This window comes from Sulfurospirillum diekertiae (genome assembly GCF_002309535.1).
Taxonomy (GTDB): domain Bacteria; phylum Campylobacterota; class Campylobacteria; order Campylobacterales; family Sulfurospirillaceae; genus Sulfurospirillum; species Sulfurospirillum diekertiae.
On the sequence record NZ_CP023275.1, the window covers coordinates 1,250,366 to 1,274,914 of the forward strand.

Sequence of the window (24,549 nt, forward strand, 5' to 3'; positions counted from 1 at the left end):
TAAATCATACAATAGACTTCACACAATATCTAAGAGCTATGGTATAAAAAGGCTTTACATGTAAACATCAAGTAGATATGCAAACACCAATACTACGTTTTTGTGGCTAGAAAAAGACTTTGTTAAAAGACTCACCTTATGGGTACTTTATTTTAAGAAGCTATACGTATCGTACAAATATCTTTGTCTTTTAGCAGCCATTTTTTAATTTGAGGAGAAAAAGACCGCCAATTGAAGGTTTTATCTGTAGCGGTCTTTTGCATGTTATTTATCTTGCGTGCTCTTCTTTGATCTCTTTTGCGGTAGCTTTACGCACGTCTAATACTTTGGCTTTAAAGATAACATCAATGCCCGCAAGTGGGTGGTTACCATCTAATGTGACATTATCTTTGGTGATCTCTTTGATGGTGTAAGAAATTTTTTGATCTTCCACGGCATCGTCTTCATCTTCAATGATTTCAACAAATTGTTCTCCCACAAAGATTTGGTCATCAAATTCCCCACGTTCTTCAATGGTGACTAAGGAGTCATCGTATTCGCCAAAAGACTCTTTTGGGCTTAGTTGTACACTGATGCTATCACCTACTTTTTTGCCATCCAACTCTTTTTCAATTTTAGCAAAAATATCGTTGTAGCCACCGTGAAGATAGATGAGTGGATCAGCGCCTGAATCAAGCAAGTTTTTTGTCGTATCGGTAATGGTATATTCAAGTGTTACCACCGAATTTTTTGAAATGGTCATCGTTCTTCCTTCTGTATATTTGAGTGGATTTTATCTTCTTTTGGACAAATAATCCCTGAGTCGTTCAATGCCTTCTCGCATATGTTCTATATTTCGTGTGTAGGCAAAGCGGAGATAACGGTTTGTACCATTGCTTCCAAAGTCAATACCCGGTGTTGTCGCAACATGGATATTTTCTAAGAGTTCTTTAGCAAATGCAAAACTATCATTGGAATACTTCGAAATATTGGCCCAGATGTAAAATGCTCCCTCAGGCTTTGCGTCGATCTCAAAAAGTGTGGAGAGTTCGGTGTATAAAAAATCACGTCGGGCTTTGAATTCGGCTTTTATTTCTGTGAGATACGCTTCATCAAAGGCTTCAAGCGCTCCGTATTGGCTAAGCGTTGGTGCTGAGATGAAAAGGTTTTGCGCGACGATTTCGGCATGGCGAACTTTTTCTTTGGGAACGATTACCCAGCCTAAACGCTGACCGGGCATGCAGTAATACTTCGAAAAGCCATTAATAACCAAGACATTTTTACTAAACTCAAGCGCACTGTGGGCGTTTTCTTCATAGGTTAACCCATGGTAAAGCTCATCGGAGATAAAGGCGATATTTTCCTTTTCGCAGTACTCAACCAACGCTTTGAGATTCTCTTTTTTATAAATATTGCCCGTAGGATTGGCAGGTGAAGAGATTTGAAGTGCATTAAGTTGATGTGGTTTTAAATCCTTTACATGTAATTCAAACTCATCTTCTTTACCGATGGGCATAAACTGAGGTTTGATATCAAGAAGATGCGCAAAATTTTTGTAACAGGGGTAGGAAGGATCGCTTAGTCCCAAGTTCGCTCCGGCTTTCAGAGTAAGGGCATAAGCGATTAAAAATGCACCGCTGGTTCCGGGAGTTAAAAAGATTTGATCGATGTCTATGCTTACACCATAGGTTGTCGCATAATGGTTCGCGATTTTTTCACGAAGTGCTATAAGACCGTGACTTTGTGTATATGAAAAGTGGTTTTCATCAATGCTTACATGTAACGCTTTTTTAACCTTAGGGGAGGGCGGAAGGTCGGGCTGACCAATCTCAAAATGGATACTATCTTCAAACTTTTCAGCCTCTTTGACAATGTCCATAACAATAAAAGAACTCATTTCGTTGCAACGCATATACTTACCTTTTGATTTTAAAGCGGATATTATAGCTCATTTGAAAGCAGAGGGAAGTGAAGGCTTCCCTGAAAAAGTTTACGAAGCTACGGTTTGAAGAAATTCGGTTTTGAGCTTTTCGTAAGGCAGATAACGACCAATGACGACAAGTAAAGATTTGCGCTCGCCTTCAAAAGGTGCTCCAAAATCAAAGCCAACGACTTTATGAACCCCTTGAACAATTAACCGTCGCTCATCGCTAGAAACCGCTAAGACACCTTTGTAGCGTAGCATATCGTTTCCATACTCTTCAACAAGGTTTTCCATAAAGGTACCGATTTTTTTAATATCAAGTTCTCCCTCCTCAAAGACATAGGAAGTGATATCATCATTCCAAGATTGTGTCTGTTTTTGAGCACTAAAACTCTTGAATTGGATATTTTGAACATCACAAGCTTGGTAGAAACCTTGGTTTACATGTAAAGCATCACTCAGATCAAACGCTCCGATTCCTATCCAAATCTCTTTTGGGAGTGCGCCATTAAACGCTTCAAAAATTTCAGCTTTAGAGTTGATGGCATTAACACGAGAGAGTACACGCTCTTTATGCGTTTCATCAACGCTATCTGCTTTAGTCAGAATGATGCGATCTGCAAAACCAATTTGGGAAGCAGCCACTCGGTGTTCATCCAACTGTTTGATGATATGAATGCTATCGACTAAGGTAATCACCGCATCTAACATGATGCGCTCACGAATAATTTCATCAACAAAAAAAGCTTGAACGATGGGTGCTGGATCAGCCAGTCCTGTTGTCTCTAAAAGCAGGCGATCAGCCTTAAAAGTACCAGAGTCTATTTTGGCAAGCAATTCGTGAAGTGCTTGGGTTAACTCGCCTCTAATGCTACAGCATACACATCCATTGCTGAGTTCAACGATTTCAACATCAGAGTCTTTTTTCAACAGTGCGCCATCGACATTGACGGCACCAAACTCATTTTCGATAATTGCGATACGTTCACCGTGATTGTGTTCTAAAAGATAATTGATTAGTGTGGTCTTGCCTGCTCCTAAAAACCCCGTAAGGATTGTCACAGGAAGGGGTGTAGTATAACTTAAATTCTCATCAACAACAGCGTCCGCCATTTTTGCCTCCATAACGTGCTTCAACTCTCTCTCTGTAAAACTCTTCATAACTCATAGGTGTTTGTTCAGGATGCGTTAGACGGATATGTTGTACATACGTGTCATAATCAGGCACTCCCACCATTAAACGTGCGGCTTGACCCAAATATTTTCCAGCTTTTGCAAGGTTTTCAAACATCGTTTTCCTTTAAATATCTGAAGAGGTGTTACCACCTCTTCATGTTTAGTAATTAGTGTGCAGTACCACTCACAATTGCTTCTGCATTTGCAGGCATTGGAGCATAAGGAACTTCAACCGCTGTTGGTTTATCAGATGCAAGTGCTTTAAAGCACGCTTGGAGTGTAAAGCCAATCATGACAACAACAACAACCATAAATCCAATGATTAAAATGCCATCCAATTGATTGTTGAAGATAACGCGTTCAACAGCCTCTTGAGATTTAAAGACAGCATTGGGTTTAAAATTACCACTTGCAAGAAGTGCTTGTAGTTGGTTTGCTTTAGCAAAGAAACTGATGGCTGGATCAGAACTAAATGCTTTCAACCAACCAGCACTCATAGTACAAATCACCAACCAAATCGTTGGAACAATAGAAACCCATGCAAAAGCTTGTTGTTTCATTTTGAAAAGTACCACAGTACAAAGCATCAAGGCAATTGCGGCTAGCATTTGGTTGGTAATACCAAAGAGTGGCCATAAGGTATTAATACCGCCCAATGGATCAACAACACCCACATAAAGGAAGTAACCCCATGAAGCAACAACCAACGCCGTTGCAAGTAGGTTTGCAAACCATGAGTTTGTACGTTTAAGGTTTGGATTGATGAGTCCGAGTAAATCTTGTAGCATAAAGCGTGCTGAACGCGTTCCTGCATCAACGGCTGTTAAGATGAAGAGTGCTTCAAACAAAATGGCAAAGTGATACCAGAAAGACATAGAGCCAAGTCCACCAAGAGCGCCATGAATAATATGTGCCATACCAACAGCGAGTGTCGGTGCACCACCTGCACGAGAGATAATACTTTTTTCACCCACGTCGGCAGCAATTTGAGTCAGAATATCAGGAGTGATAACAAATCCCCAAGTACTCACAGTTGAAGAAGCTGCTGCTGCAATATCTGCTAATCCTGTTGGATTAAGAGCACCCATAGGAGAGTTCATTGCAAAGTAAACACCTGGATCAATGATAGAAGCTGAAATCAACGCCATCATTGCGACGAAAGATTCCATAAGCATACCACCGTACCCAATCATACGTGCTTGAGTTTCATTGGCAAGCATTTTGGGTGTTGTACCTGAAGAAATAAGAGCGTGGAAACCAGAAACGGCACCACATGCAATCGTAATAAACAAGAATGGGAAGAGTGTTCCTGCCCATACTGGACCATGACTATCAAAAGCGTATTTGGTAACAGAAGGCATTTGCATCGCTGGCATCATGACAACAATACCAATGGCTAAGCCAACAATAGCACCAATTTTTAAGAAAGTAGAGAGGTAATCACGAGGGGCAAGGAGTAGCCATACGGGAAGTACGGAAGCTACGAAACCATAAATAACCAATGCCCATGTTAAAGTAACCCCGCTAAGATCAAAGAAAGGTGACCATGTTGGGCTAACTGCAACTTGTCCTCCAAGGATAATTCCAAAGATAAGACCTGCAATACCAAACACTGAAGCTTCAAGAATTTTACCTGGACGAATAAAGCGGAGGTAAATACCCATAATGAAAGCGAGTGGGATTGTAAATGCAACGGTAAAGGTTCCCCAAGGACTGTGTGTAAGAGCTTTAACAACAACCATTGCAAGGACGGCTAAGATAATGATCATAATCATAAAACAAGCGATCAAAGCAATAACACCAGGAATTGTTCCCATCTCTTCTTTGACAAGCTCACCGAGTGATCTACCATCGCGTCTTGTAGAAACAAAGAGAACCATATAGTCTTGTACAGCACCTGCTATAACAACACCGATTAAGATCCAAAGCATACTTGGAAGGTAACCCATTTGTGCCGCTAAAACGGGTCCAACGAGTGGACCAGCACCTGCGATGGCTGCAAAGTGGTGACCAAAGAGAATGACTTTGTTGGTTGGGACATAATCAAGTCCATCATTATGACGAAATGCTGGCGTCATACGTGTCGCATCAACTTTTAAAACCTTGTCCGCGATGTAAAGGCTGTAGAAGCGGTATCCAATTAAATAGACACACACTGATGCGGTCAATACCCACATAGCATTAATCGATTCACCTCGATTTAACGCAATATAGCCAAACGCAAAAGCGCCTAAAATGGCTACAAATAACCAAGCGATCTTCGTTGAAGTGCTTGTACTGTTTGTCGACATATCTTACCTCCGTATAAAATTTGCAATCGTAACGCGCTCAAGGTAACCCTGAACATTGTTAAAGTGTCTCTAATAAGCGAAATACCTTAACAACGCCAAAAGTTAGCATATATTTTTTTAGTTTAGCTTTAATTGTGCGTATCTTTAATAAAAGATAACGTATTTGAGGGAACAGTGTTTCAAAAAGTGTTTTTCTCTCAAACTAGGGAGTTTCGGCAAATTTACAATAACCTAAAAATTGTTTTTTATAGGGTCAATTTAAGGTTAAAAGAACTTGCACGGAACGCTTCTTGTATAATAACAACGAGGGTCTATTTTAAAGTAAATTCAATTTATGTGAGGTACACAATGCGTTTTTCTCATGCAACTCCTGAAGCGACTTATGGTTTTGCCAAACGTTTTGCGCATTACAAAGACTTTTATGCAAGGCACGATGGACTTATATTTTCTAAACTTGGCTTCGGAACCTTTAAAAAAGAGCCTTATAAAGAGGAAAATTATACATTTGACTATAAAGATGCTCTCAAAACAGCCATACACCATGGCGTGAATGTCATTGACACTGCCATTAACTACCGATATCAACAAAGTGAACGTGAAATTGGTGAAGTTTTAGAAGAACTTTTTGAGAATGGTGACGTGAAGCGTGAAGAGCTGATCATCTGTTCAAAGGGTGGATTTGTCCCGCTTGATTTTCCTTTCCCTGAAAACCCTTATGAGTGGATTAATGAGCATATCATTCAGAAAGGTTTAGCAACTTCTTCTGACATCGAATTGGATCAGCACTGTATGACGCCAGCTTTTTTGAATAACTCATTAGAACGCTCACTTGCTAATTTACATGTAAAGTGTTTGGACATCTATTTTTTGCACAATCCAGAGACACAACTGACTAAAATTGGTTATAACCATTTTTTGAAACAACTTGAAGAGATTTTTGAAAGTTTTGAAGCGCATGTGAGAGAGGGAAAGATCAAAGCGTATGGAATTGCTGTGTGGAATGCGTTTACGTATGAAGAAGGCAATAGTGAGTATATTAACCTTGAAGAAGTGTACGATGTTGCGCGTAAAGTTGGTGGGGCTAGCCATCATTTCAAATACATTCAACTTCCGTTTAATATTGCAAAAACAAACGCGTACAGTGTACCCAATCAAAAAATGTCTGATGGCAAGTATTACACGCCGTTGCAAGTAGCCTATAAACTAGGGCTTGGTGTGATGAGTAGTTCTTCATTGTTGCAGATGCACCTTTTTCAAAAACCTTTTAAGCCTGAAGTGGGTTATTTATTGGATTCACATATGGAGTTACAAAGCGACATTCAGTTAGCCCTTCAATTTGTACGCTCAACAAGGGGTATTGTAACGTCACTGTTTAGTTCGAGCAAGCGTGAACATGTCAGTAGCAATCTAGAAATTGCCACGATAAATGCTACCAACACTACAAAATACAATCTTCTATATAAAGTGGAGCGATAACATGACATATGATGTAGTCGTAATTGGCTCAGGGATCGCGGGTCTCATGGCGGCAATCGAAGCAAAAAGTGAAACGAACAGTGTCGCCATCATTACCAAAAGCAATATTTTTAAATCTAACAGTGCCGTTGCCAGTGGTGGCATTAATGCTGTTTTAGATGAAAAAAATGAGGTAGAAATTCAAAAACACATCGAAGATACGATGAAAAGCTCTAAAGAGCTGGGAGATAAAAAAGCAATTAGTTATCTTTGTCATCAAGCACCTTTGATTATCAAAAAATTAGAAGCATATGGTGTCGCGTTTGATCGTGATGAAAAGGGAAAAATTTTACAACGCAGTTTTGGTGGCGGAAGTTCCAAACGCACCTGTTTTGTCGGTGATAGTACCGGTTCAGCCATTACTCAAGCACTCATTAAAAAAGCAAAACTAGTAGGCGTTGATTTTTTAGTCAATCATTTTGTGATGGATATTACGAAAATAGAAGAGTATGTCAGTGGGGTGGTTGCGCTTAAAAAACTAGACTCTACCGTAACCGTTTATCCTGCCAAAGCGGTTGTCTTTGCAGGTGGTGGCTATGCTGGAATTTACAGGGGGTTTAGTACCAATGCACAAGATTGTACGGGAGATCTTTTAAGTATAGCGCTTCGCGCTGGCATGAGTTTAAAAGATATGGAATTTGTGCAGTTTCATCCAACGGGTTTTGCAAAGACCAGTTACCTAGTCTCTGAGGCAGCACGTGGCGAAGGTGGGTATTTGGTTAACAGCGAAGGTGAACGTTTCGTCAATGAACTTGGCACTCGTGATGTACTTGCACGCGCCATTTTTGAGCAGATTAGATCAGGTCAAAAAGTTTATCTTGATATGCGTCATATCTCCAAAGATATTTTAGAAACACGTGTTCCGTCTTTATACAAAAGTGCTTATACCCAAGTTGGCGTTGACTTGTCCTGTGAGCTTTTAGAGATCAAACCCGTGGCGCATTACAGTATGGGAGGGATTGCTTCTTCGTTGACTTCAAGTGAAGTCAAAGGGCTTTTCATTTGTGGTGAATGCGCTGCACTTGGTGTGCATGGTGCCAATCGTTTAGGTGGTAATTCACTCTTAGAAGGAGCCGTTTTTGGAGAACTCGCAGGAAAAAAGGCGAGAGAGTATGCGTTTAATAAAGAGTTCTTACCCATTGATTACAATGTGGTGATTAAAAATATGGATTTGGTGCAACGTATTTTTGATGGAGATTGTTCAAAAAACTTCAATGCAATGCGTATTTCTGTAGGAAAAATTATGTTTGATAAAGCAGGGATTTTTCGCAATGAAAACTCCTTGCAAGAGGCATTTGATTATATGAAATACTTACGTCTTGAGTCCAATACTCTGCATTGTATTGATAAAGGCAAACACAATAATGTAGAGCTTATCTCTATTTTAGAGCTTAGAAATGCACTTGAACTTTCTGAAGCGATTATTCTCTCCGCTATGCAACGACGTGAGAGCAGAGGGGCACATTTTAGAGAAGATTTTGCCTTTACATGTAAAGAGGGAAAAGATCATGTTTTGATTAAAGAGCTTCAAAAAGGGTTTTTTAAAGTACATTACGAAGAGAGTGGATTGACCAAGTGGTTGAAAAAAATCTTAACATAAGGAAAAATGAATGGCAAAAGTAATGCTAAGAGAAGAAAATGGGGAAATCTGCTTTTATATCGCAAAGAAAGATATGGAAGAAACAATTACAAAAATTGAGTTTAGTTCAGAAGAAAATTGGGGTGGCGAAGTCGTGCTAAGCAATGGTGAAACGTGGTGGATTCAGCCAGGTCGTAAAAGTCTTCCGAAAGAGGAAGTTTGTAAGAAATTATCGGATTGATTTGATTAAAATATAAACATAAAAGGTGAGCATAAATGACTCATCTTTAAGTATAATATTTTAAACAGATGAAGGAGTGCAAAATGGTTCAATTTGATGCTAAGTGTGGAGATTGCCTCACTACCAGAGAACTCATGACACTCTATGAGACAGCAACTGTCGTTTCAAACTCATTGGATTTAGTTGCTTCGCTCGAAAAAGCATTACTTATTTTAAAAAATAGATTACATTTAGAAAAATGTGTGATTCATACGCTGGGTGAAGATAGTCTTTTAACGGTTTATGCTGGTATTGATTTTAGCAAACATCAAAAAGAGTTAGCCACCTATAAATTGGGTGAAGGTGCTACAGGATACGCTGCCGAGAGTAAAGAACCTGTCGTCATAGAAAATTTACATAACGATATGATGTTTCTGAATAAATCAGGAAATCGTGATCAAAATGCCATTTCATATATTGCTGTTCCGATGTTGGTTGACCAAGAAGTGATTGGAGTATTGGGTGCTAATATTACCAAAACAACTGCCATTAATTTTGAAAGTACCATTCGTGTTTTAACGATTTTAAGTTCAATTTTTGCTCAATCTATTCGGTCACATGACATCAATCTTAAAGAAAAAGAGCGTTTAAAAGAGCTTAAACTTTACTATAAGATGGAGTGGGATTCTAAAGTACACAATTTTGGGGATATCATTGGTGAAAGTCCTAAAATGAAGATGGTGTATAACGTTGTTGAACGTATTGCTGAGAGCAATGTCACCGTTTTAGTGCGTGGTGAGACAGGAACAGGCAAAGAGCTTGTTGCTGCTGCTATTCACAAACGTTCTAAACGTCGTGATGAGCCTTTTGTCAAACTTAATTGTGCCGCTATTACCGATACGCTCATTGAAAGTGAGCTTTTTGGGCATGAAAAAGGTGCTTTTACCGATGCAAAAGAAGCACGTAAAGGTCGTTTTGAATTGGCTGATGGAGGAACACTCTTTTTAGATGAAATTGGTGATATTTCTGCTTCTGCTCAAGTGAAACTCTTACGTGTTTTACAAGAGCGTGAATTTGAACGTGTGGGTGGAAGTAAGACTGTTAAAGTGAATGTTAGGTTGGTCGCCGCAACCAATCGAAATCTTGAAGAAATGGTTAAAAATGGTACGTTTAGAGAAGATTTATATTATCGTCTGAACGTCATTCCCATTGATTTACCTGCTCTTCGTGAGCGTGGCGATGATATTCCCCTTCTGGTCAATTTCTTTTTGCAAAAATCGATGAGTAACCACAAAAAACGTGTTGTTATTACCGATGAAGCGATGGACATACTCTGTCAATATACATGGCCTGGCAATGTGCGAGAACTTGAAAATACGGTTGAGCGTATCGTGCTTATGGGAAGTGAAGATGGCATAACTGCCGATGAGATGTTACTACTGCTTCCAGCCTTTAATCAAAAATTGATGTGTCAACGAAGGATCATGAGTGAAGAAGAGTGAATTAGAAGCACAAATCAAAGAGGGTCGTTTGATTCCATTTATTGGGATGGGTGTCTTTAAAGAGACTAAAACAGAAGATGGTGAGCAAATACCATTTGATAGTGATTCAATGATTTTACGTCTGAATGGTGGTCGTGCTATGTCTCAGCGCTTGATGTATGAGTATTCTCGTGCTGCGATGAGTTTGGAACAACGTAAAGGACGACCTTATATTGAGCAGATGACCAATCATATTTTTACGTTTAAACCTTATCCTATGCCCTTAGTCTATACGTGGCTTAAAACATTAATGCCTCGTTATGTCATCGATCTTAATTTAGATGATTCGCTTTTGAAGCTTTATGCGGATAGAGACCATTTTTTAGTGACAGGTGTGAGCCGCGTTATGGCAGGGTATGATCGCTTTTTGGTGTACATGTATACGGCTTCCAGTCAAGAGTATAAACGTGTGGATAAAGAGTTGCTCAGCCAAATGTTACCCATTCTCTTTAAGCCTTTGGGATGTACCGTTCCTGAAAAAAGCTTTATTATCAGTGATGCAGACTTTGTGGATTGGCTTACCGAGGCCATGGGTGGTTATGCCCTTCCTCCTTTTTTAAAAACCTTCAAAAATGACAAAAGTTATCTTTTTTTAGGGATTGATTTTGATCGTGATACCTATAGAATGGTGGCGAATGAAGTCACATTAGGATTGAGTGGTGGCTATTTGGTGAATGATAAAGAAGAGATGAGTAAAAAAGAAGAGAAGTTTTTAACATCTCATAAAATTGAAAAATTTAGCACTTCGTTAGAAGCTTTTCTAAAGAGTGCAGAGTAGGTTTTGAGGGTTTTGCAAACTCTCTGTAGTTTTCCAAGTAAAACTTGGAAAACTACACGGATGTTCTAAAGAGATTATTCTTCGACAGTTACTTCGACAGGATCACTTTCCCAAACACCATGTTTTGTACAGTAGCTTTGTGCAACAAGGTTCAGTTTTTTACCTGTTGGAACGATGGTAAAGGTCACTTCAGCTTGTCCTTTTTTATCTTGTCCACCAAGGGTTCCGGCAATAAAATCAGCACGTGCTAACAGTACATCTCCATTGAAAAGTTGTATATTGGCAATGTAATGATCAAAATCATCGGGATGAGTATACGCATTTCCAACTTTTACAGTCACTTTAAGCGGCGCATTTTGTTTTGCCGTAGCATTACAGGTAATAAATGGAGAGTGTCTATCGATGTAATCTTTACGTGCTTCTCTCTCAACAGTGTCAATATCAACATAACGATTGATTTTTGGCATTTATAACTCCTTTTTAATATTTAGTGATGAAATGATATTACATTTTCATGCAAATGTCTCTTAAGAAAGGGATAAAATAAGTCTGATTTATATTTGTTTAAGGAGCAGAAAGTTTCTGCCCCCTCATAAGAAAGTTTTAGATAAGTGTAATGGCAACTTTGTGCTGGTCGAGTCCAATGCTCTTTTTATGCGTTTCGCCCAAAGCAAGGAGTAGTAGTTCCGCAAGGCTTAAAACACTTAAGCCGATCTCTCGACCTACAATTTTTTCAAGCTCTTTTTGGTAAAAATCAAACATGATAAAGCTACGGGCATCACTCACTAGTACAAAATCAGCAGCATTGTCAAACATATCGAGCATGACTTTTGAAGCAAGTTTTTTAGCCAAAAGAGGCGACGCATCATAGACTTCAAAACCATCACTTTCAAACGTACTCGCATGTTTAATTTGCTTGAGTTTGATAAGATCAAGGAGTTGTGTGAATAGCTCTTCTTTGCGGTATTTTTTAGCACGGCAAGAATTTGAGCCTAAGAAAAGAGCTGTTTGAAAGTTTTCAAATGGTTTTTTGAGTAAACTAGCTAGTTTTTCAGTGCCTATCTCTTCGATAAGAAGTTCTTCCAGTGAAATGACATTCGCATTGAGATTAAGAGAAAGATTGTGCTTTTCCAACCGCAATGCAATTTCAAATTTGAGATTAGAATCATTGAGTAAAATCTCTTTGGCATGGGCATGGCAGACAAGAGAACTTTGTTCAAAACAGAGAATATCACGTTTTTGCTCAGCAGCCAATGTAAGATTGTACGCATAATGCTCTAAAAACTTGAGACGATCAAGTCCCATGTATTCGCTTCCAAGATCATTTTTTGCCCCTTTGAAGGAGATGGCATCTATCTGTAAAAATTCGATGAGTTTTTTTGCGGATGTAATTAAGGGTGCAGTTTTTTCACGGTGAATAATAGCATCAAAAAGAAGATAACTTTTCATAATGGTTTCCTTACATAAGATCGATGTGATGAGAAAATTTTTCAACGAGCGTGTTTGCAAATGGTCGGTGTTTCATCACCTCATTTTTCAGCTCTGTAATTTTTTTCTCAACATCTGCACCACAAGGATAAATTTTCTTGCACAATCTTACATGTAAAAAGAGACCTGTATGTTCATTGGCAACAATTTCTAGGATTTCACGTTTTCGATCAGGATGTTTTTGGATCATATCGTAGGCAAACGCAAAAAGGGCGTCACCTTGAAAGTCTTCTACAAATTCAAGGACACTGGAAGCATAGTAATAGATGATATACTGATCGTACAGTGCTTTGTCTTTTGTCTCAACAAAAGCTTCAAGCAATTTAAATTTTTTGTCAAAATTGCCGGTATTGATGATCATATCTTTGGTAACATGTTTGGTATTGAGAGGCTCTAACGTCAGTGATTTTCCAAAAGAGTTGATAATGCCATCAATGGAGACATGACTAAAAAGGGCTTTTCCATTGATTTTAAGGGCCGCAAGATCACCTTTTGGATAGTCAAAACTACCATCTTCTATTTGAATAAGTGCTAGAAGGTCATTCACATTTTTACTTCTATCTATGGTGATAAAATGCTTTTTATAATAAGGTAAAAAATCCGTTGTAGCGTCAAAGCGAAAGACGCTCAGCTCGAGTTTACACTCCATAATTGAGGACTCCTTTTAGGTATATGATCTATTTTAGCGCAAGATTACTTAAGTGTAACTCTAATATTTTAAGTGATTTTCGTGTGACGAAGGGGACTAATGGCTTCTTAATGCACAACATCTTACAATAGGAGAGTTTAATCAAAGAGGCTCTTATGTCAAAAGAGGCGTTTTTTATCTCAGAATTTTCCAGTCAACACATTGGCGATGATGGTGCCGTTGTTGGGGATTTTGTCTATTCAAAAGATCTGTTTTGCGAAGATATTCACTTTAAGCGTTCATGGATGAGTTTAACACAGATCGCGCAAAAAAGTATGCTTGTCAATCTTTCCGATGCGATTGCGATGAATGCGAAACCTAAGTGGGTGCTTATTGGCATAGTGATGCCAAAGCATTTTACGTACGAACAATTGCGCGAATTAAGTACAGGGTTTCAAAATGTAGCACGTGCGTATGGGGTTGAGATTATTGGTGGAGATACTACTGCTGGGAATAAATTGATGATTTCCATCACCATCATTGCCAAACGTCCTTCCAAGGTGCTTTACCGCAGTGGCGCAAAGCTTGGAGACTTGGTTGCCTTTACGGGAACACTAGGGCGTTCTTATCAAGAACTTACACGGCTGTTGCGCGGAGGTCATGTAGGGAAAGACTCACGGTTTAAGAAGCCTGTGTTAAAAGCAACTTTTGTCGCTAAAGCTTCTAAGCATCTTAATGCAGGCATGGACATCTCTGATGGTCTTTCCAAAGACCTCTCCAGATTGCTTAAAGCTAGCGGAAATTTAGGTTTACATGTAAAGCATAAATTGGCCAAGCGAACGCTGTGCAGTGGGGAAGAGTATGAGATGCTTTTTAGTTTTGATGCACGTAAAAAAAAGATTGTAGAACGTATTGCCAAACAGACACGCACACCGATTACGATTGTAGGAAAAACAGTGCGCAAGCGTTATGTGTGCCGTTGTAAAGAACACCACTTTTGATTTTTATACGCTAAAGTTACATTGACCACTAGGGAACTAAAGCTAGCCTCTTTGAGGCAGAAACATTTTAAGGACAGTTATGAACAGACAATTTTTTCTCACCCATTCGCCGATTAATGCAATGTTTACTAAAAACAGCAGTGACTTCGTCGTCAGTGAAATTCCACTTTACCCTTTCAGCGGCGAGGGCGAGCATCTGGTTTTACATGTAAGGAAAAAAGATATGACAACATGGGATATGCTTCAGTATCTCAGTGAAGTGACAGGATGCAAAGTGCGTGATTTTGGCTATGCGGGGCTTAAAGATAAAGACGGCATGACGACACAGTACATCTCACTGCATAAAAACTTTGAGCCAAAGCTTACTAACTTTACCCATGAAAAGATCAAAATACTGGACACAACGTACCATAACAACAAGATTCGTACAGGACATCTCAAAGGCAACCGCTTTTTTATACGTCTGAAAAAAGTCAATCCGATTGACGCCAAAAAACTACAAGATGGACTTAAAAAAATCAGCAAAGAGGGCTTTCCAAACTTCTTTGGGTATCAACGCTTTGGTATCGATGGCGATAATTATATTAAAGGAAAAGCCATCTTAGAGGGAAAACGTAAAGAGCGCAATCCTAAAATGAAAGAGTTTTTTATCAATGCGTATCAGAGTTATCTTTTCAATACATGGCTTTCTAAGCGCATTGAGATCAGCCGTTTGATCGAAGAGTTTAATGTCGCAGATGCAACAAGAGCGACGAATTTGCCCAAAGAGATGGTCGAAAGTCTTAAAAAACAGCCACAATTTTTTAAACTGCTTCATGGCGATGTATTGCATCATTATCCTGCAGGAAAAGCATTTGTGTGTGAAAATGTAGAAGAAGAACTTCCTCGCTTTTTGGAACACGGCATTACGATTGCAGGCTGGTTACTCGGTGGTAAAAATATCCGAGCAGAGTATGAAGCAGGTGTCATTGAAAAGCAAATCTTTGAAGAGTGTGAACCTTTTTTGGACAAACTCAATGGAAGCCGACGTTTTGCATGGAGCTTTGCGGAAGAGGTTGAGGGCGTTTATAAAGAGGAAGAGGCATGGTTCGAAATGCACTTTTCTTTGCCTAAAGGCTCGTATGCAACGGTAATTATAGAAGAGCTAATAAAAGTTTCGCTATAATCTGATCTTCAAAAGGTACAGTAGGTGATTGCTTGAGAGTTTCTCTTAAGAGGAAAGTCCGGGCTGCATATGAGACATGGTTCCGTCTAACGGACGGCTAGGGTAACCTAAGGGATTAGTGCAACAGAAAGTAAACTACCATCAAGCCCCTCTTGCGAAAGCATAGCTTTAGTGAGAGGAATTGGAGACGAGCTTTGCTTGTCTCCAAGAAGACGGTTTAATGGAAAAGGTGAAACGGTGGGGCAAGAGCCCACCAGTGCTTTAAGTAATTAAAGCAGCTATGTAAACCCAACCTGCAGCAAGAAGGGATGGTTTTGGTCTCATACACGATAAACCCTTCGCTAGAGGTCTACCGCAAGATAGATCGTAGATAAATAATCACCCACGACAGAACCCGGCTTATCGCTGTACCTTTTGTCAACAAAGCCTAAAAAAAGGATGTTTTTTGGAAAACCTTATCTTTTTGGCGCATGTTGTGCTTTTAATGGTACTTTCTCCTATTATTTCGCGTGTCTTTCGCCTTCCTACTCCTGTTGTTGAAATTTTGCTAGGCTCTTTTGCCGTATGGGTTGGATTTTTACCTGTAGATAATGAAGTCTTCCGTAATCTCTCCAAAATTGGCTTTTTTTACTTAATGTTTTTGGCTGGGTTAGAGATAGATATTCAGCGTTTTATACGCTATCGAGATCGTTTTTTAAAAAAAGCTATTTTATACTTTATCTGTTTGTACAGTATCTCTTTTATTTTATACCTTTCATTCGGTCTTTCACCTGTTTATATTGTCGCAATTCCAATAGTATCTCTTGGAATGATTATGGCCCTTATCAATGAACATGGACGTGAGCATAAATGGTTGGAGCTTTCGTTAATCATTGGCGTGATTGGTGAGCTTTTAAGCATTGGAGCACTTGTCGTTTTTGATGGCGCTATTACGCATGGTTTGGGGTGGAGCTTTTTCAAAAGTATTTTGATGTTAATTGCGGTTCTGACTTCTTCATATTTTTTATACCGATTGCTCAAAATTATCTTTTGGTGGTACCCAAATCTTAAACGAATTATTATGCCAAATAACGATACGATGCATCAAAGTTTGCGTTTTAGTATGGCACTCTTTTTTGTGTTGATTGCTACGATGCAATGGCTTGAAATTGATATGGTTTTAGGCGCTTTTATTGCAGGTATTTTTATTTCTAACTTTTTTGCACATAAAAAAGAGCTTCCACATCAGCTTTCTATGTTTGGTTTTGGTTTTTTAGTGCCTCTATTTTTTATTTTTGTTGGAACAACACTTGATCTAAAGATAGTTTTTACATCGCATATATTAATGCATGCGATTTGGATTGTTATTGCAATGGTAGGAGCACGCCTTGCGAGTTCATTTGCTGCTTATTACAGTTATTTGGGACTTCGTAGTACCTTTCTTTTTAGCCTTGGTGACTCGATGCCTTTAACCTTCTTGGTTGCTATTGCAACGATTGCTGTTAAAAATGGTGCGATTGGAAGTGAGGAGTATGCTTCTTTTATTGTGGCGGCTTTGATGGAAGGTATTGTTATTATGACTCTAATCCAAATTTTGATGTATCTTTTTAAACGGTATGATAAGCAAAATAAAGAAAAATTTAACGAAGGATAATAGGATGAAGATGCGCCAAAAAATAAGTGTTTTCCGTTTTTTTCATATTATCACTTTGGTTTTATTTTTAACCTTTGCAATTATATTTTTTGTACTGAATTTCTACAATGCACGCATGGCTTTTGAGCGTGAATCAACCAATTTACAAGAGCACTACATTGAAACACAAAAAGGTATTTTAATTGCTCAAGTGGATCAATTTACAGAACATATTATTAATGAGCGTCATAAAGCTTATACAAAAAATCAAAAACTGATCCAAATGCGTGTTAACCGCGCCTATGATATAGCGACACAGATTTATGAAAAATACAAGCAAACACATGATCAAACGTTTATTCAAGAAAAAATTATAGAAACACTTAGATTTTTGCACTATGAAAATGGTTACTATTTTATAACACGATTAGATGGTGTAGAAATTCTCAATGCGGATCAGCCAGAAATGGAAGGTCACAATATGCTCGCGTTAGAAAATCATGATATGGCTTCATCGATTCAACAGATACTCACCATTGCGCACAATGACAAAGAAGGCTTTGATGACTATTTTTGGACTAAACCGCAAAATGATCCTAAAGAGCTTTTTCGTAAAATCACCTATGTAAAACTTTTTGAGCCTTATGGGTGGGTAATTGGAACAGGCATCTATCTTGAAGATATAGAGCATGATCTCAAAGAAGAACTTGCAAATGATAAAGAGCGTTTACTGTTTAATGAAGAGAGTGGCAATTATATTTTCATTGGAACATGGGATGGTATTAGTATTGCTGGTCCAAATCAAGGAGAAAATACCTACAATCTACGGGATAATAATGGTAAATATCTTGTTCAAGAGTTGATTCACAAAGCTCAAGATGGGGGTGGTTTTGTTGAATACGTTACCCCTGATAGTACCAAGCAAGATAAAATGAGCTATGTGGTTCCTTTGTATGGCTGGAAGTGGTATGTTGGTTCAGGAATTCATCTTAAAAATGTGAATGAAGAGATCGCAAAATTGCGTGATACCATGTCTAAAGAGATGCAACATACTTTTTTTACCATCGTGATATGGTTAGTGATATTGAGCGTTCTTACATGGATTTCACATCTTTATGTCGGTCGTAAAATTAGCAAAGATTTTGCTGTTTTTATCGATTTTTTTGATTCTTTAGCCAATAAGGACAAGTATATTGATCTCTCTAAAGTACGATTTCATGAGTTTGAAGAGCTTGCAAATCATGCCAATACAATGTTAGAAGCAAAAATTTTCAGCAACAAACATTTAGAGCAGTACAAAAAAATTGTTTCAAGTTCAGATGATTTTTTAGCGTTAATTGATCGTAACTATACTTATCTTGCCATCAGTGAAGCGTATCAGAAATTTTTCAACAAAAAACAAGACGAGATTTTACATCATACTATGGCTGAGTTACATGGGACACAGTATTTTCTTGAAGACTTGAAACATTTAAGCGATAGAGCATTATCGGGTGAAAATTTTGAACATGAAATGTGGGTTCTCTCTTCCTATGGTAAGCGATTTTTACATATTAAGTATTTCCCTTATTTTGAGAAAGATGGTGATGCTTTGCCGATTGCCTATGTTGTTTCTGCCCGTGACAATACCGAGAAGCAAGCGAATGAAGAGCGATTGTTGGCTTCTGAAAAAGAGCTAGAATTTTTAGCCCATAATGATGTTCTAACGGGTCTTCCAAATCGATTACTTTTGAGTGATCGTATTGCGCATGCGATCGAAAACAGTAAACGCCAAGGTGGCATGATTGCTGTCTGTTTTCTTGATCTAGACAACTTTAAAAAGATCAATGATAGTTTTGGACATTCTTATGGTGATGAAATTCTAAAGCAGTTTGCTTTGCGTGTTCGAGGTAAAATTCGACATTGCGATACGCTGGCACGTGTTGGTGGTGATGAGTTTATTTTATTGGTTGAAAATATCAAAGAAAAGCATGAAATTGAGATTATTCTTTCAAAAATTCAAACGATTTTCGAAGAACCATTTGTCAACAAAGCTCAAAAATTCTTTCTTTCTGCCAGTATCGGTATCAGTATTTATCCCGAGCATGGAGCCGATGGGGAAGCGTTGATTAAAAATGCAGATGCTGCCATGTATAAAGCCAAAGATGCTGGTAAAAATACATATCTCTTTTATACGATGGAGATGACAGTGGCGTCTTACGAGCGTATCGGTATGGAAAATGCCTTACGTGAAGCGATTAAAGAGAATCAATTTATGGTTTATTATCAACCACAAATCGATCTTAAAACACATGAGCTTATTGGTCTTGAAGCACTCTTAAGATGGAATCACCCCTTAGAAGGCATCTTACCGCCAGGACGTTTTATTGCTTTTACAGAAGAGACACGGCTCATTGTTGAAATTGGAGCATGGATTTTGAAGCAGACATGTTATGATGTGGTTGCCTTGCATGAAGAGGGGCTTTTCAAGGGTACGGTTTCCATTAATATTTCGGGTGTCCAAATCGAATTCAGCGATTTTTTAAGAACACTTAAAGAGACTTTGAATGAGACAAAGATTGATCCCAAAATCGTTGAGATGGAAGTAACGGAATCATTCATCATGCATGATCCCGAACGTTGGATAACACTCTTAAGAGAGATGCAAACATTAGGACTTAGTATTGCTATTGATGATTTTGGTACAGGGTATTCTTCGTTAAGTTATTTAAGAAAACTGCCCATCAATAAGCTTAAAGTCGATATGTCTTTTGTGAAAGATATTCCAAAACAAGAGGATGCCTGCGCGATTGTAAATTCCATCATTAATTTAGCTCAAAATATGAATATTACGACTTTAGCAGAAGGTATTGAGCATAAAGATCAAGAGGATTATTTGGCGGAACATGGATGCAAGCAAGGACAGGGGTATTTGTATGCAAAACCATTAAGCCTTAGTGATCTCAAATCTTGGATTAAAATACATTTTTAGATGCTAGGCGGTATGAAAAATTCACAGATATCGACTTCTAAAACTGCTGCAATTTTATAAAGATGTTCAATGTTATAATGTTTATTTTCTAGTCCAGCTTCAATTTTAGCAATTGTGCTGACAGATTTATGTCCAATCGTGAGGGCTAAGTCCAGTTGTGTAATTTTTTTCATTTTGCGTATTCGTTGAACATTATGTGCAATGCATCGATAAAAATCTTCAATTTCATCTTTTGTAAACTCTTTGTACATAAGCATTTTATTTCCCTATAGTGAATATTTAAAATCAATTTTTTGGTAAAAATGAATGATGGATCAAGAGACGCTTTATGAACTTGTTATTGTAGTATTAGCCATTTTTATGACCGCACTATATTTTTACTATAAAAAGAAAGTATGTGCATTAAAGTTACATAACATTCAATTAGAACAGTTAAGTCAATACGATGACTTAACACAAATATTTAATCGACGTTATTTTTTGGAGATCGTTAACTATCATTTTAAGATCATTCACCAAAAAAATACCTCAGCTGTCATGATGATTGATATTGACAATTTTAAACAGATTAATGATACCTATGGGCATCTTTTAGGTGATGATGTTTTGAAATATACGGTAAAGCAAATTAATGAAAACTTACGAGAGGATGATATTTTTGCCCGTTATGGTGGTGATGAGTTTATTGTCTTTTTTCCTTTTATCTCCAGAAAAGATATTCATATGATTGCTACACGCATCCAATCTAAACTTGAAGAACATAAAATATATGACTTTTCAGTAACATTGAGTATGGGAATATGCCTTTTTAGCACATTTACACCACTTCTAAATGTAATAGAATATGCAGATAATGCGCTTTATTTAGCGAAAAGTAAGGGACGCAACCGCATCGAGTTTTATTAAGCTTGAAAAAACCAATAAATCAGAGTACAATTGTCCTTAATAGTTCGTGCTAGGAGGGCTGGTAAACCAGCTGAGATAAAGAATGGTGATTCTTTGATCCTTGTGACCTGATCTGGGTAATGCCAGCGTAGGAAAGCTCAATCAAACCAACACACATCCTCTTTTTTACATCCTCCCACGATCTCTTTTATCTTTACATGTAAAGCTTACATGTAAAAGCAAACCAATCTATTTTACGAGGAAAATGTATGAAACATTGTTTAACCATAGCAGGTTCAGACAGCTGTGGTGGTGCGGGTATTCAGGCCGATTTAAAAGCTTTTAGTGCCAATGGAACGTATGGCATGAGTGTTATAACTGCCATTACCGCGCAAAATACCCAAGGTGTTTTTGACGTTCAAGACATCAGTCCTTCGGTGATTGCTCATCAAATCGAAGCGATTTTTGACGACATTCATGTAGATGCGATCAAAATTGGTATGGTCTCCAGACCTGAAACGATTGAGACCATTGCAGTAACGCTTAAAAAATACTCCTTACCGCCGCTTGTCATCGACCCAGTCATGATTTCCAAAAGTGGGTATGATCTTTTACAACCCGAAGCCAAAAAGGCACTCATTGAAATTCTTTTACCGATGGCTACGCTTATTACCCCCAATCTTCCTGAAGCAGAAGTGATTGTAGGTTATAAGATCGACACGATTGAGTTGATGGAAAAAGCCGCCCTTGATCTGCATAAACTGGGTTGTAAATACGTGCTGGTTAAAGGAGGGCATTTGGAAAACGATGCGACAGATGTCCTTTACGATGGTGAAGTGTTCCATCTTTTGCACTCCAAACGGTTAGAGACGATTAACACGCATGGAACGGGGTGTACTCTCTCATCCGCTATTGCTGCTAACCTTGCAAAGGGTTTACATGTAAAGGCAGCGGTTGAGGAAGCCAAAGCGTATATCACCGAGGCAATCACGCATGGATTTAAACTAGGGCATGGCGTGGGTCCAGTGCATCATTTTTACGCACTTTACACAAAAGCAGGGATTGAGTCATGATGGAAGAAAAAACAAGTTTAAGCGGGTTTGGACTCTTTGCACTTTGGTTTGGTGCGGCAGTTTCAATGGCAGAGATTTTTACGGGTGGACTTTTAGCACCGCTTGGGTTTATCGAAGGTTTAAAAGCGATTCTTTTAGGGCATCTTATCGGCGGTATGATTTTGATTTTGGGTGGTTATATTGGAGCCAAAAGTAAACTTCCTGCCATCATGTCCACACGCATCTCCTTTGGGCGTTATGGCTCTTATCTTTTTTCACTTCTCAATGTACTTCAACTCATCGGCTGGACAGCGGTGATGATCATTTCAGGTGGACGAGCTGCCAATGAGCTTGGCATTAGTTTGTTTGGATTTGATAGCATCAACACGTGGGCGATAGCCATTGGCATTTTGATAGGGCTTTGGATTTGGCTTGGAAAAGTGGGCTTTCAAAAGCTCAATGTCGTGGCAGTTGTGCTTCTCTTTGCACTCACATTGATTTTGTGTGGCGTGGTTTTTCAGGAGGGAAGCATTTTACATGTAATGCCCTCGGGTGAGATGAGTTTTGGCTCTGCGCTCGAACTCAGCGTCATTATGCCACTTTCGTGGTTACCACTCATTTCTGACTATACACGTTTTTCAAAGAGCAAGAAAAGTGGACTCATCGGCAGTTTTACGGGTTATTTTATAGGAAGTTCTTTGATGTATGCCATTGGTCTAGCCATTGCCCTTTATGCTCAGGATGCCAGTGTGGGAACGATGATGATGGCACTGCATTTAGGTTTTGCCGCTCTTGGCATCGTACTTCTCTCCACTATTACCACTACTTTTTTAGATGCCTACTCAGCGGGTGTCACGTTTACCAATATTTTTCCAAAAATGAGTGAGCGTAAAATTGCTTTTGTGATGGCACTACTAGGATTGGTCGTGGCGCTTATGATGCCTATTGAGGAGTACGAAACCTTTTTGTACGCGATAGGTTCTGTGTTTGGACCACTCTTTGCGATACTGTTGAGTGATTATTTTATCTTTAAAAAAGTGCAAATTGAGCCCACGTTGGCTTTACATGTAGGCGCATTGATCGTTTGGGTTATAGGCGTTGGCTTGTATTATTGGATGATGACGCTTGATCTTCCATTAGGTTCAACCCTTCCAACGATGCTGGCAACAAGCATTATTTTTATCATTACAAAAAAGGTTATGGCATCATGGACATTAAAGAGCAACTAAACGAAGTATTTAAAGCGCTACAAGCAAGGCGTGTGCTTATTCATCATATTACCAATTATGTAACAGTCAATGATTGCGCCAATGTTGTTTTAGCCATTGGTGCTTCACCGATTATGGCTGATGAGCTCAGCGAAGTTGAAGAGATGGTGGGTATTTGCGATGCGCTGGTTTTAAATATTGGAACGGCGAATGAGCGTACCATCACTTCCATGTTAAAAGCAGGACGCGCAGCAAATACCAAAGGGATTCCCGTTGTGCTTGATCCTGTTGGTGTCGGAGCGACTTCTTTTCGTCATGAGAGTGTCGCTAAACTTATGAAGGCGATCTCTTTTAGCGTGATTCGGGGCAATATGGCGGAGATCAAAACGATTGCAGGACTTGAAGCGAAGAGTGCAGGGGTTGACTCTCTAGAAGAAGAGAGCGATGGCGCTAAAATCGCTTTGAATTTGGCACAAAAACTAAACTGTGTGATTGCGATTACGGGTAAAACTGACATGGTATCCGATGGTAAAGTTTGCTATGCCCTAGACAATGGCACTATTGCATTAACGCAACTAACAGGTACGGGTTGCATGAGCACCTCACTCATTGGGAGTTTTATGGGCGCTTCTAAAAATGCCTTAGGTAGTGCTGTCGCAGGTATTTTAACGATGTCTATAGCTGGTGAAGTGGCTGAAAAAAGCAGAGGATTGGGAACATTTCATACGTCATTAATTGATGCTATCAGTCAAATGGATGTGAAAACTATTTTTGATAAATGTAATATAAGCTTGATTAAACAATAAAAATTATTATTTAATATATAGTTTAGTTTTTCTACTGTAAGATTGTTCCATTACCTCAAAGGAGTCAGTCATGGCAAGAGTTGGAAATTCAATTATCAAAGGGATCGAGGTTCAAGAGATTATCACAACGCTCAATCGTGCGTATGCGGATGAGTGGTTGGCATACTATCAGTATTTCATTGAAGCAAAAGTGGTCAAAGGTTTGATGAAAGATGCGGCAATCGCTGAATTAGTACAACATGCTGCTGATGAACTTCGTCATGCCACGATGGTAGCTGATCGTATTATTCAGCTTGGAGGATCACCTCTTCTTCATCCTGCAGATTGGCTCAAACAGACGAATTGTGGATACGATGCGCCTAATGATTTTGATGTCGTAGCCGTTTTAAATGATGCGATTAAAGGCGAGCAATGCGCTATTGCCACTTACTCAAGTATCGTTGATTTGACACGCAACAAAGACATCGTTACCTACGACATGGTCTCTCAAATCTTAGCGGATGAAGTTATGCACGAAGAAGATCTTCAAAACTTGCACGATGACATTACCGAATTTATCAGCGATCTTAAAAAATCAATGCAATAGGCTACTCTTAAAACACTTCTTTAAAGGGTGCAGGTATGAATGATTTTAGTTGAAAACTTCATACCTCACTTATTTTACTTAACAAATACCTCTCCTCTTTACTCTAAAAGTATAGTTTCACTGTAAACTTTTTATGTTATTTCG

General features: G+C 38.7%; 23 protein-coding genes, 1 other RNA gene and 1 riboswitch. Of the genes, 15 read left to right on the forward strand and 9 right to left on the reverse strand.

Translation table 11 applies throughout. From position 1 onward, the window contains the following. Positions 1 to 268 precede the first annotated feature (268 nt). The 5 genes from SJPD1_RS06495 to cstA all read right to left on the reverse strand — a co-directional run bounded on the left by SJPD1_RS06495 (position 269) and on the right by cstA (position 5,370). On the reverse strand, positions 269 to 742 hold the full coding sequence (locus SJPD1_RS06495) for an FKBP-type peptidyl-prolyl cis-trans isomerase (protein WP_096046496.1): 474 nt from the start codon (positions 740 to 742) through the stop codon (positions 269 to 271). 30 nt (positions 743 to 772) lie between these two features. Continuing rightward, the gene (locus tag SJPD1_RS06500) at positions 773 to 1,891 is read right to left on the reverse strand and encodes an aminotransferase class I/II-fold pyridoxal phosphate-dependent enzyme (protein ID WP_096046497.1); all 1,119 of its coding nucleotides are present in this window, start codon (positions 1,889 to 1,891) and stop codon (positions 773 to 775) included. A gap of 78 nt (positions 1,892 to 1,969) precedes the next feature. After that, positions 1,970 to 3,016, reverse strand: a complete 1,047-nt coding sequence (locus SJPD1_RS06505; RefSeq protein WP_096046498.1) for a CobW family GTP-binding protein — start codon at positions 3,014 to 3,016, stop codon at positions 1,970 to 1,972. Further along, on the reverse strand, positions 2,997 to 3,194 hold the full coding sequence (locus tag SJPD1_RS06510; protein ID WP_087438488.1) for a YbdD/YjiX family protein: 198 nt from the start codon (positions 3,192 to 3,194) through the stop codon (positions 2,997 to 2,999). Before SJPD1_RS06510 ends, SJPD1_RS06505 begins: the two co-directional genes overlap by 20 nt. Positions 3,195 to 3,246: 52 nt before the next feature. Continuing rightward, positions 3,247 to 5,370, reverse strand: coding sequence for a pyruvate/proton symporter CstA (cstA, locus tag SJPD1_RS06515; RefSeq protein ID WP_096046499.1), 2,124 nt, complete (start codon positions 5,368 to 5,370; stop codon positions 3,247 to 3,249). A 348-nt stretch (positions 5,371 to 5,718) separates the two neighbouring features. On the opposite strand from cstA, the gene SJPD1_RS06520 reads away from it, so the two are divergent. From SJPD1_RS06520 to SJPD1_RS06540, 5 genes are all read left to right on the forward strand, one after another. Next, positions 5,719 to 6,846 (forward strand): aldo/keto reductase, encoded by a 1,128-nt coding sequence (locus tag SJPD1_RS06520; protein ID WP_096046500.1) that lies wholly within the window; start codon positions 5,719 to 5,721, stop codon positions 6,844 to 6,846. Position 6,847: 1 nt separating this feature from the next. Continuing rightward, positions 6,848 to 8,485 (forward strand): FAD-dependent oxidoreductase, encoded by a 1,638-nt coding sequence (locus tag SJPD1_RS06525; protein ID WP_096046501.1) that lies wholly within the window; start codon positions 6,848 to 6,850, stop codon positions 8,483 to 8,485. Between the two features lie 10 nt (positions 8,486 to 8,495). Continuing rightward, positions 8,496 to 8,705 carry a putative nitrogen fixation protein NifT gene (nifT, locus tag SJPD1_RS06530; RefSeq protein WP_087438491.1) on the forward strand — a complete coding sequence of 70 codons (210 nt, stop codon included), beginning with the start codon at positions 8,496 to 8,498 and terminating at the stop codon, positions 8,703 to 8,705. 83 nt (positions 8,706 to 8,788) lie between these two features. After that, positions 8,789 to 10,186: a sigma 54-interacting transcriptional regulator gene (locus SJPD1_RS06535; RefSeq protein WP_096046502.1), complete on the forward strand. Its 1,398-nt coding sequence runs from the start codon at positions 8,789 to 8,791 to the stop codon at positions 10,184 to 10,186. Next, the gene (locus SJPD1_RS06540; RefSeq protein ID WP_096046503.1) at positions 10,173 to 11,003 is read left to right on the forward strand and encodes an SIR2 family protein; all 831 of its coding nucleotides are present in this window, start codon (positions 10,173 to 10,175) and stop codon (positions 11,001 to 11,003) included. Before SJPD1_RS06535 ends, SJPD1_RS06540 begins: the two co-directional genes overlap by 14 nt. Before the next feature lie 74 nt (positions 11,004 to 11,077). Here SJPD1_RS06540 and SJPD1_RS06545 read toward each other — a convergent pair whose 3' ends face one another. The 3 genes from SJPD1_RS06545 to SJPD1_RS06555 form a co-directional block, all read right to left on the reverse strand. Next, entirely contained in the window at positions 11,078 to 11,470 is a 393-nt protein-coding gene (locus SJPD1_RS06545; RefSeq protein ID WP_096046504.1) for a class II SORL domain-containing protein, read from the reverse strand. A gap of 136 nt (positions 11,471 to 11,606) precedes the next feature. Further along, positions 11,607 to 12,452, reverse strand: a complete 846-nt coding sequence (locus tag SJPD1_RS06550) for an HdrB C-terminal domain-containing protein (protein WP_096046505.1) — start codon at positions 12,450 to 12,452, stop codon at positions 11,607 to 11,609. Positions 12,453 to 12,462: 10 nt separating this feature from the next. Continuing rightward, the gene (locus SJPD1_RS06555; RefSeq protein ID WP_096046506.1) at positions 12,463 to 13,140 is read right to left on the reverse strand and encodes a DUF5644 domain-containing protein; all 678 of its coding nucleotides are present in this window, start codon (positions 13,138 to 13,140) and stop codon (positions 12,463 to 12,465) included. Between the two features lie 155 nt (positions 13,141 to 13,295). Here SJPD1_RS06555 and SJPD1_RS06560 point away from each other — a divergent pair, with 155 nt between their 5' ends. The 5 genes from SJPD1_RS06560 to SJPD1_RS06580 all read left to right on the forward strand — a co-directional run bounded on the left by SJPD1_RS06560 (position 13,296) and on the right by SJPD1_RS06580 (position 19,868). After that, positions 13,296 to 14,120 carry a thiamine-phosphate kinase gene (locus tag SJPD1_RS06560; protein ID WP_096046507.1) on the forward strand — a complete coding sequence of 275 codons (825 nt, stop codon included), beginning with the start codon at positions 13,296 to 13,298 and terminating at the stop codon, positions 14,118 to 14,120. 79 nt (positions 14,121 to 14,199) lie between these two features. Continuing rightward, positions 14,200 to 15,285: a tRNA pseudouridine(13) synthase TruD gene (truD, locus tag SJPD1_RS06565; protein ID WP_096046508.1), complete on the forward strand. Its 1,086-nt coding sequence runs from the start codon at positions 14,200 to 14,202 to the stop codon at positions 15,283 to 15,285. 12 nt (positions 15,286 to 15,297) lie between these two features. Further along, an RNA gene (rnpB, locus tag SJPD1_RS06570) (RNase P RNA component class A) lies at positions 15,298 to 15,703 on the forward strand. Positions 15,704 to 15,730: 27 nt separating this feature from the next. Further along, positions 15,731 to 16,918 carry a cation:proton antiporter gene (locus tag SJPD1_RS06575; protein WP_096046509.1) on the forward strand — a complete coding sequence of 396 codons (1,188 nt, stop codon included), beginning with the start codon at positions 15,731 to 15,733 and terminating at the stop codon, positions 16,916 to 16,918. A gap of 10 nt (positions 16,919 to 16,928) precedes the next feature. Continuing rightward, a complete protein-coding gene (locus tag SJPD1_RS06580) occupies positions 16,929 to 19,868 on the forward strand; it encodes a cache domain-containing protein (RefSeq protein WP_168171339.1) in 2,940 nt (979 codons plus the stop codon). Here the strand turns inward: SJPD1_RS06580 and SJPD1_RS06585 are convergent. Beyond that, a complete protein-coding gene (locus SJPD1_RS06585; protein ID WP_096046511.1) occupies positions 19,865 to 20,125 on the reverse strand; it encodes a helix-turn-helix domain-containing protein in 261 nt (86 codons plus the stop codon). The genes SJPD1_RS06580 and SJPD1_RS06585 overlap by 4 nt on opposite strands. 49 nt (positions 20,126 to 20,174) lie before the next feature. Here SJPD1_RS06585 and SJPD1_RS06590 point away from each other — a divergent pair, with 49 nt between their 5' ends. From SJPD1_RS06590 to SJPD1_RS06610, 5 genes are all read left to right on the forward strand, one after another. Continuing rightward, a complete protein-coding gene (locus SJPD1_RS06590) occupies positions 20,175 to 20,774 on the forward strand; it encodes a GGDEF domain-containing protein (RefSeq protein ID WP_096046512.1) in 600 nt (199 codons plus the stop codon). Positions 20,775 to 20,815: 41 nt separating this feature from the next. Beyond that, a riboswitch (TPP riboswitch) is annotated at positions 20,816 to 20,925 on the forward strand. A 97-nt stretch (positions 20,926 to 21,022) separates the two neighbouring features. Continuing rightward, positions 21,023 to 21,826: a bifunctional hydroxymethylpyrimidine kinase/phosphomethylpyrimidine kinase gene (gene thiD / locus SJPD1_RS06595; RefSeq protein ID WP_096046513.1), complete on the forward strand. Its 804-nt coding sequence runs from the start codon at positions 21,023 to 21,025 to the stop codon at positions 21,824 to 21,826. Continuing rightward, the gene (gene cytX / locus SJPD1_RS06600; RefSeq protein ID WP_096046514.1) at positions 21,823 to 23,034 is read left to right on the forward strand and encodes a putative hydroxymethylpyrimidine transporter CytX; all 1,212 of its coding nucleotides are present in this window, start codon (positions 21,823 to 21,825) and stop codon (positions 23,032 to 23,034) included. Before thiD ends, cytX begins: the two co-directional genes overlap by 4 nt. Continuing rightward, a complete protein-coding gene (gene thiM, locus SJPD1_RS06605; RefSeq protein WP_096046515.1) occupies positions 23,013 to 23,819 on the forward strand; it encodes a hydroxyethylthiazole kinase in 807 nt (268 codons plus the stop codon). Before cytX ends, thiM begins: the two co-directional genes overlap by 22 nt. Positions 23,820 to 23,889: 70 nt before the next feature. Continuing rightward, entirely contained in the window at positions 23,890 to 24,405 is a 516-nt protein-coding gene (locus SJPD1_RS06610; RefSeq protein ID WP_087438507.1) for a ferritin-like domain-containing protein, read from the forward strand. Positions 24,406 to 24,549 lie beyond the last annotated feature (144 nt).

Coding starts and splice junctions, on each gene's coding strand:
- SJPD1_RS06580 (WP_168171339.1), top strand. CDS start 16,929: ATGCGCCAAAAAATAAGTGTTTTCCGTTTTTTTCATATTATCACTTTG.
- SJPD1_RS06585 (WP_096046511.1), bottom strand. CDS start 20,125: ATGCTTATGTACAAAGAGTTTACAAAAGATGAAATTGAAGATTTTTAT.
- SJPD1_RS06510 (WP_087438488.1), bottom strand. CDS start 3,194: ATGTTTGAAAACCTTGCAAAAGCTGGAAAATATTTGGGTCAAGCCGCA.
- cytX (WP_096046514.1), top strand. CDS start 21,823: ATGATGGAAGAAAAAACAAGTTTAAGCGGGTTTGGACTCTTTGCACTT.
- SJPD1_RS06505 (WP_096046498.1), bottom strand. CDS start 3,016: ATGGCGGACGCTGTTGTTGATGAGAATTTAAGTTATACTACACCCCTT.
- thiM (WP_096046515.1), top strand. CDS start 23,013: ATGGACATTAAAGAGCAACTAAACGAAGTATTTAAAGCGCTACAAGCA.
- SJPD1_RS06520 (WP_096046500.1), top strand. CDS start 5,719: ATGCGTTTTTCTCATGCAACTCCTGAAGCGACTTATGGTTTTGCCAAA.
- nifT (WP_087438491.1), top strand. CDS start 8,496: ATGGCAAAAGTAATGCTAAGAGAAGAAAATGGGGAAATCTGCTTTTAT.
- SJPD1_RS06610 (WP_087438507.1), top strand. CDS start 23,890: ATGGCAAGAGTTGGAAATTCAATTATCAAAGGGATCGAGGTTCAAGAG.
- SJPD1_RS06495 (WP_096046496.1), bottom strand. CDS start 742: ATGACCATTTCAAAAAATTCGGTGGTAACACTTGAATATACCATTACC.
- SJPD1_RS06535 (WP_096046502.1), top strand. CDS start 8,789: ATGGTTCAATTTGATGCTAAGTGTGGAGATTGCCTCACTACCAGAGAA.
- SJPD1_RS06500 (WP_096046497.1), bottom strand. CDS start 1,891: ATGCGTTGCAACGAAATGAGTTCTTTTATTGTTATGGACATTGTCAAA.
- SJPD1_RS06550 (WP_096046505.1), bottom strand. CDS start 12,452: ATGAAAAGTTATCTTCTTTTTGATGCTATTATTCACCGTGAAAAAACT.
- SJPD1_RS06555 (WP_096046506.1), bottom strand. CDS start 13,140: ATGGAGTGTAAACTCGAGCTGAGCGTCTTTCGCTTTGACGCTACAACG.
- SJPD1_RS06590 (WP_096046512.1), top strand. CDS start 20,175: ATGATGGATCAAGAGACGCTTTATGAACTTGTTATTGTAGTATTAGCC.
- SJPD1_RS06525 (WP_096046501.1), top strand. CDS start 6,848: ATGACATATGATGTAGTCGTAATTGGCTCAGGGATCGCGGGTCTCATG.
- truD (WP_096046508.1), top strand. CDS start 14,200: ATGAACAGACAATTTTTTCTCACCCATTCGCCGATTAATGCAATGTTT.
- SJPD1_RS06560 (WP_096046507.1), top strand. CDS start 13,296: ATGTCAAAAGAGGCGTTTTTTATCTCAGAATTTTCCAGTCAACACATT.
- cstA (WP_096046499.1), bottom strand. CDS start 5,370: ATGTCGACAAACAGTACAAGCACTTCAACGAAGATCGCTTGGTTATTT.
- thiD (WP_096046513.1), top strand. CDS start 21,023: ATGAAACATTGTTTAACCATAGCAGGTTCAGACAGCTGTGGTGGTGCG.
- SJPD1_RS06545 (WP_096046504.1), bottom strand. CDS start 11,470: ATGCCAAAAATCAATCGTTATGTTGATATTGACACTGTTGAGAGAGAA.